Source organism: Psychrobacter sp. TB67 (assembly GCF_000511065.1).
In the GTDB taxonomy this organism is placed as follows: Bacteria; Pseudomonadota; Gammaproteobacteria; order Pseudomonadales; family Moraxellaceae; genus Psychrobacter; species Psychrobacter okhotskensis.
Map to the genome: position 1 here is coordinate 33,891 of NZ_AYYA01000028.1, position 13,887 is coordinate 47,777.

The 13,887-nt window shown below is 42.8% G+C and carries 12 protein-coding genes; 8 read left to right on the forward strand and 4 right to left on the reverse strand.

Features of this window, described 5'->3' with window-relative positions; translation table 11 throughout:
- The first annotated feature begins 133 nt into the window (after window positions 1–133).
- A complete protein-coding gene (locus tag W293_RS0103790) occupies window positions 134–850 on the forward strand; it encodes an SIMPL domain-containing protein (protein WP_025651181.1) in 717 nt (238 codons plus the stop codon).
- 158 nt (window positions 851–1,008) lie between these two features.
- Here W293_RS0103790 and W293_RS0103795 read toward each other — a convergent pair whose 3' ends face one another.
- Together W293_RS0103795 and W293_RS0103800 are read right to left on the reverse strand one after the other, a co-directional pair.
- The gene (locus W293_RS0103795) at window positions 1,009–1,767 is read right to left on the reverse strand and encodes a DUF4124 domain-containing protein (RefSeq protein WP_025651182.1); all 759 of its coding nucleotides are present in this window, start codon (window positions 1,765–1,767) and stop codon (window positions 1,009–1,011) included.
- A gap of 195 nt (window positions 1,768–1,962) precedes the next feature.
- Window positions 1,963–2,379: a hypothetical protein gene (locus tag W293_RS0103800; protein WP_025651183.1), complete on the reverse strand. Its 417-nt coding sequence runs from the start codon at window positions 2,377–2,379 to the stop codon at window positions 1,963–1,965.
- On the opposite strand from W293_RS0103800, the gene W293_RS17495 reads away from it, so the two are divergent.
- Window positions 2,378–2,503, forward strand: coding sequence for a hypothetical protein (locus W293_RS17495; RefSeq protein WP_264673008.1), 126 nt, complete (start codon window positions 2,378–2,380; stop codon window positions 2,501–2,503). The two genes, W293_RS0103800 and W293_RS17495, sit on opposite strands and share 2 nt — an antisense overlap.
- 161 nt (window positions 2,504–2,664) lie before the next feature.
- Here W293_RS17495 and glnA read toward each other — a convergent pair whose 3' ends face one another.
- Window positions 2,665–4,074 (reverse strand): type I glutamate--ammonia ligase, encoded by a 1,410-nt coding sequence (gene glnA, locus W293_RS0103810; protein ID WP_025651184.1) that lies wholly within the window; start codon window positions 4,072–4,074, stop codon window positions 2,665–2,667.
- 783 nt (window positions 4,075–4,857) lie between these two features.
- Between glnA and W293_RS0103815 the strand changes: the two genes are divergently transcribed.
- The 5 genes from W293_RS0103815 (at window position 4,858) to W293_RS0103835 (ending at window position 9,323) form a co-directional block, all read left to right on the forward strand.
- Window positions 4,858–5,481: an anthranilate synthase component II gene (locus W293_RS0103815; protein ID WP_025651185.1), complete on the forward strand. Its 624-nt coding sequence runs from the start codon at window positions 4,858–4,860 to the stop codon at window positions 5,479–5,481.
- Between the two features lie 80 nt (window positions 5,482–5,561).
- Window positions 5,562–6,683: an anthranilate phosphoribosyltransferase gene (gene trpD, locus W293_RS0103820; protein WP_025651186.1), complete on the forward strand. Its 1,122-nt coding sequence runs from the start codon at window positions 5,562–5,564 to the stop codon at window positions 6,681–6,683.
- An 80-nt stretch (window positions 6,684–6,763) separates the two neighbouring features.
- Window positions 6,764–7,663 (forward strand): indole-3-glycerol phosphate synthase TrpC, encoded by a 900-nt coding sequence (trpC, locus tag W293_RS0103825; protein ID WP_025651187.1) that lies wholly within the window; start codon window positions 6,764–6,766, stop codon window positions 7,661–7,663.
- A 72-nt stretch (window positions 7,664–7,735) separates the two neighbouring features.
- Window positions 7,736–8,467 carry a Smr/MutS family protein gene (locus W293_RS0103830; protein WP_025651188.1) on the forward strand — a complete coding sequence of 244 codons (732 nt, stop codon included), beginning with the start codon at window positions 7,736–7,738 and terminating at the stop codon, window positions 8,465–8,467.
- A 223-nt stretch (window positions 8,468–8,690) separates the two neighbouring features.
- Window positions 8,691–9,323, forward strand: a complete 633-nt coding sequence (locus tag W293_RS0103835) for a DNA-3-methyladenine glycosylase family protein (RefSeq protein WP_025651189.1) — start codon at window positions 8,691–8,693, stop codon at window positions 9,321–9,323.
- Window positions 9,324–9,467: 144 nt separating this feature from the next.
- Here the strand turns inward: W293_RS0103835 and W293_RS16060 are convergent, their stop codons facing one another.
- Window positions 9,468–11,495, reverse strand: coding sequence for a mechanosensitive ion channel family protein (locus tag W293_RS16060; protein ID WP_025651190.1), 2,028 nt, complete (start codon window positions 11,493–11,495; stop codon window positions 9,468–9,470).
- A gap of 403 nt (window positions 11,496–11,898) precedes the next feature.
- Between W293_RS16060 and W293_RS0103845 the strand changes: the two genes are divergently transcribed.
- Window positions 11,899–13,881, forward strand: a complete 1,983-nt coding sequence (locus W293_RS0103845; RefSeq protein WP_025651191.1) for a TonB-dependent receptor plug domain-containing protein — start codon at window positions 11,899–11,901, stop codon at window positions 13,879–13,881.
- Window positions 13,882–13,887: the final 6 nt, after the last annotated feature.

A 13,887-nucleotide genomic window follows, 5' to 3' on the forward strand; every position in this document is an offset into this window, starting at 1 on the left:
CACAGCAACCTCTTTAATTTTTGCTATTTTAGTTGAGGTATGTTGAATAAGAAACGATACAAACAACATACCGTATAAGAATAAGCGTAATCAATACACGACTCATATAACTATCATTTATTAGGAGATCATAATGAAAACCACTCTACTCAATAAAGCGGCTCTGGCTACTGGTACTGCGGCCCTACTGACAGCAATGATGGGCAGCGCTCATGCAGAGCCAACAGGCTACGATCAGATTAGCTTTCAGGCAGAAGTCAAAGAAGATATTCAAAACGATGAAGTACGAGCCAGCTTGTATAAAAAAGCACAAGCCACCGATGCTAAAACGCTGGCCACCACGCTCAATACCTCTATCAATAATGCGATGAAAATCGCTAAGCGCTACCCTAAGGTGACAGTGACTACGGGACAGCAGCGCACCTATCCACGCTATGATAAAAATGACAAAATCATTGGCTGGACTGGACAAGCAAACATCGATCTTAAAAGTACAGATTTCGCCGCAACGAGCCAACTTATTGCTGATTTGCAAGAAACCTTGGTCATGGACAATCTAAACTTTGGGGTTTCAGACGTGAAAAAAGACGCCTTAGAGCAGAAGCTAATGACAGAAGCCTCTCGTGCGTTTCAACAGCAAGCTAAAAACCTCACCCGCGCTTGGGATGCTCGCGGTTATCGTGTCGTCACTGTCAATCTAAACACCGGTAGCAACTACCCGCGTCCGATGTATAACGCGATGAGCATGAAAGCGGCCTCTGCTGATGAATCGGTACCAAGCCAAAGCTTTGAATCTGGTGAAAGCACCATCTCAGTCACTGCCAATGGCACGATTGAGTTAACCAAATAAGTTAAAAAGATAGATATAATTAGGTTCTATTAAACATTCAAATAGTTTTTGAAAAAAAGGGCAATCACTGAATACAGTGACTGCCCTTTTTTTAACGTCTAAAAACCAAATAACCTATACTTTATTTAGCTGCCTTAATAAATAAGCCACTTACTTAATTACTTAGTAAAAGCATTGCTAGTCATAGGTTTACTGCTCTGAGAGTTGGCCTGCTTCCCGTTTTTTTGACGCAACTTTAGCATCACTTTTTGATGCCACGGCAAGTTCTGATGCGCCAAAAGCTGCTGGGCAATTTTTTTATTGTTTTGCAAGGTGGTATTATTTTGAATCACATAGACAGTCCTTGTGACTTGCTGCAGCGTTTGACCTTTTTCACTTTGAATGACGGCCGTTATCGTATGCGCGCCTGGCAAAGTGTCTATTGTCGCAATCGTTGCATTTAGACCTTGAGCAACTTCGTTACCATCAAAGTAAATACGGACACTAGCGCCTGCTTGCAGCGCGGGCTGAACTTGTAGCGCTACGTTGATACTCTGCGCTGGACGCCGATAAGCGCGTTCTTCGCTCGGTTCAGTGATGGTGAGCTGATAGTTGACCGCTGCCTTAGCTGTTGAGTCATTAGCGGGCGCGGCATTGCTAGCAGTTTGACTACTTTCAGTGCTATTGCTGTTTGAACTATTCGTTTCATTACCGGTTGTCAACGTCGTCTGGCTAATCTCTTTGCCCGCTTGCTGCTCGTAATTTTGTGGACGATCGGTAAAGGTGACTTGACCGGTCTTCTCATCAACAACTTTATAAATAGCGGCGGCATTTGCCATCGGTGCGTAAAGACTGGCTGCGCTAATGATGAGCCCTGTCAGCAGACTTAGCGACAACCCTTTATTTAAAAAAACAGTACTTTTTAATGATGAAACCATAGTCAGTTAACCTAATAAGTGCGCGTGTTTAATAAGTATAATAATACCATTATGGGGTATTTTTAAAGTAATAACAGTAGCGTCTGTTATATTAGATAAATGGAAAGCAAACTCTAATCTAGAATAGTACATCTACGACAGCAGCACTTTTATGTAGGCATTTATGAGGATATGACTTCTTGAGTTAATCCATGTTTACTCTATTGGCGATATATTCCAAGTGTCTAATAGTCGCCAAATGGCAGCATCAATCTCTTGCCAATGCTCTAAGTTACTACGATGAAAATACCATTCAACTTTGATACCACCATAAATAGGCTCGTATGAAATAGCTTTGACTTTCTCATTATTCCAAAATGAAAAAACTATGCCAGAGACTTGACTGTTAGTAGAGTTACCAAAGCAACCTAATCCAACATCGTCTCGAATGTCACATTGAAGATTGTATTGATCAGACATTTCTGATTCATATTTACCTTTCTTATCTATAATCTTCCAAGTGACGATGTCACCCTCTTTATAAGGATCTTGCTTTTTTTCTTGTTGCATACAGCCTATTTGAAATAGTGACAAGGTGATTACTAAGAAAAGGCTTAAGGTTGAGCGTTTCATGGCATTGCCTGCTGTTATCATTATTATGGCTGGCTATGAAAAACTGAGCATTGCAACTCACTGTCCGCGCCGTCCTGTAGAAACTGAAACCGTGGGCTTAAATCCTAAAAAAATTCATCAGTAAGAAACGGTATCGCGAGTAAAAATGTAACGAGCACTTATTATCAAGCATTCATCATCAGCCTCTCATTATAGAACAATTGTTGGTTTGAATACCATAAAAAAAACCAGCCAAGATTTACTTGACTGATTTTTTAATTAGAAACTCAAACTTTTAACGATGGATTAGCAGCTATAGTACAAGTCAAACTCTACTGGATGTACCGTCACATTGACACGCTGCACTTCTTCTTCTTTCAGGGCAATAAATGCTTCTAGCATGTCTTGGGTGAACACATCGCCTTTTAACAAGAATTCATGATCATCACGTAATGCTTGCAGCGCTACTTCTAAGCTCTCAGCAACCGTTGGAATTTGTGCTTCTTCTTCTGGTGGTAAGTCATATAAGTTTTTGTCAGCGGCTTCGCCTGGATGCATCTTGTTCTGAATACCATCAAGGCCTGCCATCAATAGCGCAGCAAACGCTAAGTATGGGTTGGCGGCTGGATCAGGGAAGCGCGCTTCGACACGGACGGCTTTCGGGCTACTAACATGCGGAATACGAATAGACGCTGAGCGGTTAGACGCTGAGTACGCAAGCTTGATAGGTGCTTCGTAATGCGGTACTAGACGCTTATAGCTGTTGGTCGATGGGTTGGTAATCGCATTCAAAGCGCGGGCATGTTTGATGACGCCGCCGATGAAATATAGTGCCGTTTCAGACAGACCAGCATACTCATCGCCTGAGAAGGTATTGACACCATCCTTTGAGATTGACATATGCACGTGCATGCCCGAACCATTGTCGCCAACGATTGGTTTTGGCATAAAGGTCGCGGTTTTGCCAAACTGATGCGCAACGTTATGAACCACGTATTTTAACTGTTGTACTTCATCCGCTTTTTTGACAAGCGTATTAAACGCGACGCCAATCTCTGACTGACAAGGTGCCACTTCATGATGATGCACCTCGATACAGCCTTCGCCGATGATTTCTTCGATACGTTCGCACATCACCGCACGCATATCGTGTGAGCTATCGATTGGTGGTACTGGGAAATACGCCCCTTTAACACGTGGACGGTGTCCCATGTTGCCCCACTCATAGTCATTATTGGTTGACCATGCAGCTTCTTCCGCGACGATTTTATGGCTAACCCCTGACATCTCAATCGACCATTTTACTTCATCGAATACAAAGAATTCTGGCTCAGGACCAAAATAAGCCGTATCACCGATACCAGTAGACTTTAAGTACTCTTCTGCACGGCGGGCGATAGAGCGTGGGTCACGGTCATAGCCTTGTAGCGTAGAGGGTTCGATGATGTCACAAGTCACCACAACGGTCACGGCATCAAAAAACGGATCCAAAAAAGCGGTCTCAGGATCAGGACGCAAGATCATATCTGACGCTTCAATGCCTTTCCAGCCAGCGATAGATGAACCATCGAACATTTTACCGTCTTCCATGACTTCTTCGTCTACGCTATGCGCTGGAAAACTGATGTGCTGCTCTTTACCACGGGTATCAGTAAAGCGAAAATCGACCCATTTGGCATTGGAGGATTTGATAAGATCTAGTAGTTTGTTCGACATGAATAATCTCCGTTATGGTTATGACGTTATTACGATTTAAAGTAATAAATTAAAAAATTACGATTTAAAGTAATGAATGAAAACTTTTTAAAATATGGGACTGGCTTTTGGATCTATATAGCGGCTTTGTAGCGCCTGCAAGGTCATGTTTATCAACACTCGTGACACTATCCGTCAGTGTGCGCAGCTATCATTGGGCTAAAATTACTGGTCTAAAATCATTGGCCCAAAATAGTCATCAGCCAAATGCAGACTGACCCCATTTTAGCAACATCTGACTCATAATGCTGAACTCTTCAATTGCTTATTAACAATTATTTTTAGAGTAACCAATATCCAATATCTAATAATATTGATAACACTAATGGTGCAACTGCTGTGCCAAGTTACCTTGCTAAATATAATATTTAGTACTAACAACCCAATTATTGGCAATAATTTCAGTAATTTATAATAGTAATTTAACTATATTAAGAGGTAACTGAGCCATTATTTTTATGGACAACATTTAAGAGTAGTAGATATAAGCGCATATTCGCACTGTATTAGTGCAGTAGCAAGTGCACCAATGATTAACATTGCGTTTTTATGGTGCATTTTAATTTTTTAGCTCTTTGAAACGCTAGGCCATGTCCTACATTTTATAGACCACAAAATAGTGGTAAGATGATGTCCTTTACAATAACTAGCCAGTAAAGCAAGCCCCTTTTATGTTGAGTTCAATGCATAATAATAAGAGCAAATTTACCTTTTGAAAAATAAAATCAATGAGTTGACTACACAATGATTCTAATGATCGATAATTACGACAGCTTTACGTACAATATCGTACAGTACTTCGGTGAGTTGCAGCAGGACATCACGGTATGGCGTAACGATCAGATGACCATTGAGCAGATTCAAACCTTGGCTCCCGATGCCATCGTGATTGGTCCAGGGCCTTGCGATCCAGACCGTGCCGGCATTTCTTTAGACGTTATCGAAACTTTTAAGGGTATTATCCCTATATTGGGCATCTGTCTCGGGCATCAGGCGATTGGACAAGCATTCGGTGGACAGGTAGTCAAAGCTGGCGAAGTGATGCACGGGCGCTTATCTGCCGTTTACCATAGTGGTAAAGGCGTGTTTGCCAACTTACCTAGCCCCTCAAAATTCACGCGTTACCATTCGCTGGTCGTTGACAAAACCAGTCTACCCGACTGTCTAGAGTTGACCGCATGGACGCAGCACGCCGATGGTAGTATTGAGGAAATCATGGGCATACGTCATCGCACATTGGCCATTGAAGGCGTACAGTTCCATCCTGAGTCCATCTTGAGCGAAGCCGGTTATCAGCTACTCAATAACTTTTTGCAAACTCATAATCTGGCAGTATCAGCCTCAAAGGCATTGCCGCAAGTCGGTTAATGTTACTAAAAATGCATGATTGATAATAAAAATTCTGACCACCCTATACACCAATATAAATAATATAAAGCGAGAGCCTAATGAGTACTGTAAAGATAGAGGACACCCACACCGCAGCTAATATTGCACAACTGTCTGACGAAGGCATCCATAAGCTACTAACGACGGCTTTGGGTCGAATTTTTCAGCATATTGATTTGACCTTTGATGAGATGTATCAAGTCATGCTGGTTATCATGCAAGGCAGATGTAGCGACGCTATGATGGGTGCTATCTTGACGGGTCTACGTATGAAGGGTGAATCCATCGACGAGATTACGGCATCAGCCAGTGCCATGCGCGCTTTGGCTGCGAATATCGAACCTAAGAACTGTGCTCATTTAGTCGATATCGTCGGTACGGGCGGTGATGGTGCGAATTTATTCAACGTCTCTACAGCGTCGGCGTTTGTGGTGGCAGCGGCAGGCGCTCAAGTTGCTAAGCATGGTAATCGCGGCGTCTCTACCAGATCCGGTAGCTCAGATTTGTTGGAGCAAGCGGGTATTAGTCTGTCGCTCACACCTGAGCAAGCAAAAGACTGCATCGAAAATCAAGGCGTTGGCTTTTTGTTTGCGCCCAATCATCACAGCGCGATGCGTTATGCCAATCCAGTCCGTCGTGAGCTCAAATCGCGCACTATCTTTAATATCTTAGGGCCATTAACCAACCCTGCTGGCACGCCCAATTTGGTCATTGGCGTCTTTACTGCTCAGCTGTGTGAGCCAATCGCCAAAGTGATGAAAAATTTAGGCGCACGTCATGTCATGGTCGTCGGTGCAAAGGATGGCTTAGATGAAATCAGCCTCGCCACTTCGACCACAGTAGCTGAATTAAAAGATGGTGAAATCTCTGTCTATGAGATGATGCCAGAGGATGCGGGTATCGAATCACAAACGCTGATTGGGCTTGATGTAGATTCTCCAGAACAAAGCCTTGAGCTAATACGCGCCGCTTTATCAGGTGAAGAGACTCATGATCGCGCGGTCCTAAAAGCTCGTGATATGATTGCCCTAAATGCAGGTGCGGCGATATATACCGCAGGACTTGCCAGCAATTATCCTAATGGTGTCAGCCGTGCTCAACAAGTCATCCAAAATGGCGATGCGTTAATCAAGCTTGAGTCTTTAGCCAAATATACTCAGCAGCTAGCGGCTAGCTCTTAACGGACATCTCCGTGTTAACGAGATGCAAAAATAGCCATTGTTGCTTATTTATTTACCTTTAACAATATTCGGATACCAGTATGAACACAACCAATACAGATATTCCTTCGGTATTACAGCGCATTGTCGCCACCAAAATAGAAGAAGTAAAAGCCGCTCGCGATGTGCTATCTCTTGAAGCGTTAAAAGCGCAAGTAGCGACTGATAAAAAATCACGTCGAGGTTTTGCCGCTGCTCTAAGAGCTGTGGTAGCTGTAGGAGTTACCGCTGCTAAAGACAATGGTATCGGTATCATCGCTGAGATTAAAAAAGCCTCTCCCTCTAAAGGCGTTATCAATCATAACTTCGCGCCTGCGTTGTTTGCCAAACAATACGAGCAAGCTGGCGCGAGCTGTTTGTCTGTATTGACGGATCGCGATTATTTCCAAGGCGATGACAGCTACCTGATTCAAGCTGCCAATGCCGCAAGCCTACCGATACTGCGCAAAGACTTTATGATTGATGAGTATCAAATTTACCAATCATATCTCATGGGTGCCGACTGTATATTATTAATCATGGCTTGTTTGGATGATACTCAAGTACAAAAACTACATGCGCTCAGTATCGAGCTGGGCATGGATGTATTGATTGAGGTCCATACCAAAGCTGAGCTTGAACGCGCATTAAAACTGCCACGCTCCGAGCATAATATCTATGGTATCAATAACCGTGATTTGAATACTTTTGATGTCGATCTACAAACCACGCTTGATCTAAAAAATATTTTAATCGAAGCATTGGCGGATGACGCTAATAGCGCAGCCACAGCACAGAAACCGCTTATCGTCACCGAAAGCGGTATCCATAGCAGCGATGATATTCGTTTGATGCTCAATAACGATATTCAGCACTTTTTGATCGGTGAGCAATTTATGAAAACGGATCACCCCGGACAAGCGTTACAATCCTTACTTGCGGGCGTCGCAGCAGACGGGTAAAGTGGCTTCAGTCTTCTGAACAGTTTAAATCAATCAATCATTCCTTCATTAACCAACGATACGTTAACTTTTATGTCAAATTCTCTATTTTCAAAAGAAATGCAAGACCAGCTCAAAGAGCTCAAAGGACAACTGAGCAAAGGTCGCGATACCAATTCGCCTGATGGTGACAATGGCAAGCCCACAGAACCTGTCTCGCTACTTACCCAAAAGCAGGTCAAAAAAACGGTCAAACAATTAGACAGTGAGCATATCGATGATGATAAAGTTCTCTTTATGCAAGCGATGCATGGTGTAGATCAGCTAGAGGACAAAAATGTCCGCTCCCCTGCCAATGCCGCAAAAGTGCGCAAACCTGACGCCGCGACTCTGTCGAAACGTGCCGCTGCGCAAGGCAGTGAAACGAGTGACTTGGGTGCAGGCTTATCAGATATGCAAGCGCTACTCAACCCCGTCGCTGGCGAAGCGTATTTGTCTTATAAGCAGCCAACGCTGCAAAATAAGGTTTTTACCCAGCTAAAACAGGGCAAGCTGCGTTGGTATGACGCAGTAGACATCCATGGCTGTACCATTGACGAAGCGCGCGCGGCTATGACTCAACTATTGAGCCAAGCGAAACAGAACAACGAAACCATGGTAAAAATCGTTCATGGTAAAGGTTCTGAGGCTATTTTAAAAACCTGCGTCAACGGTTGGCTACGTCAATTGCCAGAAGTATTGGCATTTTGCTCTGCGCCGCCCAAAGATGGTGGCAATGGCGCTGTATTGGTACTGCTTAAAAAGCCTAAAACTGATAGCGAATAAGCTGCTCGGTTAAAGAAAAAAAAGGACTGCATCTATGCAGTCCTTTTTGTTATGCTCATCATCGAAGCAACTGTTTGCATCTATAGTCCAAACATCCTAAAAACGCGATGCTGTTGCTGATATCAATTTTTTGTCGCCTCTATCAGCAGTGCGTCATCTATCGATATTACTTTTCACTCACTATAGCTTTAGCGGTATCTAAATCAATGAGGATAAGATATTTATGAGTCTACAAACTATTGAAAATGTTAAAGCATTAGAAGAGCATATCATCGCCTTGATTGCCATCGAACCGAGATTTGCACCTGTTTATGAGCAAGTTGGCGTGCCCAGTCTCAGGCACAATGCCGGTGGCTTTGAACAATTAATGAGAGCGATGGTTGGGCAACAGCTATCGGTAGCCGCGGCGGCCAGCATTTGGCAACGGATTGTTGCGGCAGGTTTGACCACTCCTAAAGCCATTAGCGAAGCGACGGATGAAACATTGCGCGCTCAAGGACTATCTAAGCAAAAGATACGTTATGTCCGCTCACTAGTAGACCATAACATAGACTTTGCGGCGCTAGTAAGGATGGCAAATGCAGAGGTTATAAACACACTGACAGCAGTCACTGGTATTGGGCGCTGGACGGCTGAGATGTATCTACTATTTTCTTTAAAACGCGCAGATGTATTGGCAGTCGACGATTTGGCGATTAAAGTCGCAGCAATGGAGTTACTAGGTTTAGCAGAGCGTCCGACTCCAAAACAGCTAAACCACTTGACCGAAAGTTGGTCGCCACATCGTAGCGCCGCCAGTCTGCTGCTATGGTCGTACTATGGCTTGTTACGGGATAAAACTGCCGTACCATTATAACTGGATAACTGGCAGCCCCTTTATCGCTATAAACCAAAAAAATAAAGGGATGGCCAACGACCGTCGCCCTCATTTCACCCGCTACCGCCTGCTTAAAAGTCAGTTCTGCAAAGCCATTTCTACAAAGTCGATTCACCATAAATACTATGGCTGGTTCCAAATAGAGAAACCAAATTTTCTTTTGGAATGCTTAAACTTACGTTTTGCAAACGCATAAGTATGAATTTTACGGGCTTTTTTTGACTGAGCTTTTTTAGCCTTTTCTTTCTGTTTTTCAGCGACTTTGTCGTTGTTCGCACTGCTGGCATCTTTGCTGCTATTTTTACTGACGTTGATAGCTTTATGCTCGCTATCACTAGCAGTACTATTATCCGCATTGTTATCAATATTAGCGTCGTCATCATCACTAAGATTATCATTGCTATTGTGATAAGCATTGTCATCATTCGGCGTATTTGCAACAGAGTCAAGCGCAGTATTATTATCACGACCATTATCCATATGATGCTCAAGCTCCGCTTGATTGACAATCAACTGTTGGGTTGGTAGCGCATGCTCGACCTTATATTTTGCCACTTGATTGAGCACATCAACGAATACCACATTTTGCTTGTCATAAAACTCCATGACGTCGTTAGCATTAATATAAGCTTGTAACTGAATCACATAACAGTCTTGACGCAGCTCTAAAATATTGACTTGATTCCATTCATTATTGGTCAAATAATGCTCATTTAAAAACTCGTCTAAGTCTTTGACCATTTTGAAGACCACGTCAATATCGGCAGTACGCTTGAGATATAACTGATGAAAGAAGCGAAACATATCACGCGAGGTAAAGTTCTCGATTTGCATGGACGAGAAGTCACCATTGGGGACAGTGACAATCGTGCGCGTCAAGGTGCGTACACGTGATGAGCGAATACCGATATCGATGACCGTACCTTCATAAGTGCCAAACTTACAGTAGTCGCCGATACGTACGGGCGAATCCGCCACGACGACCACACTTCCCACGAGGTTCTCGATGGTTTTTTGCGCACCAAGTGCTAAAGCCAAACCACCGACACCTAAGGCTGCGATACCTGTTGTCAAATCAAAGCCTAAATTACCAAAAATGACGATCACAGCAAATATCAGTAGTAAGGCCTTAACAACTTTTCGCATCAACCCTAATATCGAAACCCGTTCAGTATGGTTTTTCTTATAGCTTAAGTTAACAGCACGCGTGAAAATCGCATCGATGACACGCAATAATAACCACGTTATAGCGAGCCACGATGCAATCTCGGTAAAGCGATTGACCGGCTCACGCAGCGTCACTGACACCCCAGAATAGACCATCACCTCAGACAATATCAGCGCCATAATCACTACCGCAAGGGGCAAGATAACCTTGTCCGGCACTGGTAATGCCACACCGCGCACGCGTGGATAAACGAGCTTTAACAAATGATACAGCAGCCATACCATGACGTAGGTCAATAAAAAACTGCTCACAGTCATGGCCAAGGCGGCGAACAGATCCACCAATTGATAGCCGAAAAGCTTTTTACCTTCTAGCGAGTCGATCGTATAACGAGATACCAAGGTAGGATCGGTGTTTTCTAGAACTTCTGGTATTGAGCTGAGCGTTTCGGTAGAAAACTGCCAGTATTGCTCACCTTGCTTTGAGACGACGCGCTCAAGCAATAACGGCACGCTTTTATCACCGATACTGATGTTACCCACATTTTCTTGGCTGGGCGGTAGTTGGTCGGCTAAATTGCCTTCGAGCGTATTATTAATCTGCAAATCAGCTGAAAAGCGTCCACCCGCGTCAAGCGCTTGCTTAAATTGACGCACAGCAGTCGTTGGATTGTCTGATTTTGACAAATTAAGATAATTGCTCGCCAGCAAATAATCATTTTCGCCAAGCGCACTAATGAATCCTTGCACCGTATGCCGCGGGGTATCTCGTCCGAACGAATCAGGTAGCGGCTCGCTGGTACTAGCAGCCTCACTAGTTCCGCCAATTCCCAATACACTGGCCTCAGCAGCAAGGGCAGCATTTGGCAGTATCAGGCTAAATAATAAAGTCAGCAATAAGCTCAGCACAATCAGTGTTCTTGATAATGATGCCGTTAAAGACAAAGGTAAGCTAGCAGGACTCATACGACGCTTAGTAGACAAAACAAACCTCTTAATTTATAGATAAAATATTTATAAATATCAACAGTGATACATAAAAAATAGCTGAAACAGCCAATAATGAATATGACCTGCTGCCATGATAGCAATTATAACTAACGGTCGTGTTTTTGATTACATATTTTTATGCCGACTGATGTGTCTAATGATAGGTCAGTACTGAGTATGAACACAGTAATCAGAGAACAAATGCCTTGTATAGTGCACGAGGATGACTTAATAATCTACTATCATGAAACTGGCTCAGCTTAGCGTGAATAAATATTGGCTAAAAGTGGTTTATAAAGCAGGCATATTTATAGATAATGAGCGTTGTTTAACTTGTCTACTGTTTTTTGTAAACTTTACCTTCTTAACCTTTGCTCATGTAACCTTGGAAATCATTATGTTGTTAACACGTTCTTCTTCGTCTACTTATTTACGCTGCTGTATTTTAAGTGCGCTTGGTGTATTTGCCGTAAATACAGCCATGGCTGTCACACCAGCTGACACTGACTTAGAAACAGTCAATGATAGTGAATTACCACAAGTTGAGCTTGATAAAATTGTGGTGACCGCCACACGTACGCCTACTAAAACGAGTAACGTCATTGCTCAAACTCGGGTCATTGATAGTGAAGAGCTACAACGTTATCAGGGTCAGACGGCACTTGATATTTTGAAACATCAGCCAGGTTTCAGTCATTACACTAATGGCGGCTCAGGTACTACCTCAAATTTTTATATGCGCGGTTATGATAGCAAACAAGTTTTAGTGCTCATTGATGGCGTACGCTATAGCTCGTTGAGTGCGGGCGGTGCAACCTTAAATCTACTTCCAGCGGATCAGATTGATCGTATTGAAGTCTTGTATGGTGCTTCAGGCTCTAGTATTTATGGTGCAGACGCGATGGGCGGCGTTATCCAAGTATTCACTAAAGGCAATAATATCGAACAAAGTAATGTTGCTGTGACCGCAGGTATTGGCTCTCATAATCAATATTTATATGGAGCGAGCGCTCAATTTACTAATGACAAGGGTACTACGCTGAGCCTAGCAGCCAGTCATAACGAAACAGACGGATTTAACGCTACTTTACCTGGTGACCTACCAAGTCAGACTGATGATGATGGCTTTGAGAGTGATAACTACAGCTTACTTCTTAATCAAAAAATTAACGATAGTTTAAGATTTGGAATTAGCGGTCTTTATTCAAAATCAACAACAGATATTGACGCTTATGATGATTACATGACGGGCGCTCCTGCTCTAAAGCATGCCTTTTCAGATCAAGAAAGTGGGGCTGCTAGTGCCTATCTTGAACATTTTACTGATAGCAGCAACACAAAACTTCAATATGGTTATAGTATCGACGAATCAACGACTTATGAGACTGACGCAAATAATGGCAGCCAATATGATACTAAGCAGCAGCAAATAAGCTTAATAAGCGTTCAAGACTTGCCAGTCGGCAAATTAACTCTGGGCGCTGAGCATTTGAAGCAAAAACTTGAGTCAAATGTATATGATGCCGATGATCGTAAAACTACCAGTGGTTTTTTGGGTTATTTGCTGTCATATAATGGCTTCGACGCGCAAGCCAATATACGATATGACGACTATTCAGACTTCGACAGCGAAACTACTTATAACTTAGGCGGTGCTTATAATATTAGCCCTGATTTTCGTATTGGCGCAAGTTACGCTAAAGGCTATCGCATACCGACCTTTAATGACTTATACGGACCTAAAAGTTGGGGCAGTAATCCAAATCTAAAACCAGAAACTAGTGATAACTACGAAGCTTTCATTGAATATAATACTTCACTGCAATCGACACGCATCACAGGTTACCATAATAAGGTCGACGACCTTATTGCCAGTGATGGTAAAAGCACCCCTGAATACATTTATGGACAAAGAATAAATACTGACAAAGCCAAAATCAAAGGGGTGACATTGACTTCAGATTGGGTAATTGATAATTACCTATTTGGAGGCAGTTACGACTACCAAAAAGCTAAAGATGATAGTGATTACACGGGTAAAGTCGACTATCTTGGTAATCCTATTGATTACAATGGTAACTACCTCCCTATTCGCCCTGAGAACAAAGGCCTTATCTACTTAGGCTATCGTTTACCGAGTTTAGATATCCGTGCTGAATATGAATATATAGGTCATTATTATTACAGTGTAAACAATGCTGATTCACAGATCATAGACAGCTTTGGTCTATTTAATATTAGTGGCAATTATCAGTTGACGGATAATTTAACAATGAGTGCTCGCTTAAATAATATTACTAATAAAGACTATGTGACAGCGCTTGGCTATAACACTGACGGCACTAACTTCTTTACCTCATTAACTTATAACTGGTTCTAAACCCAA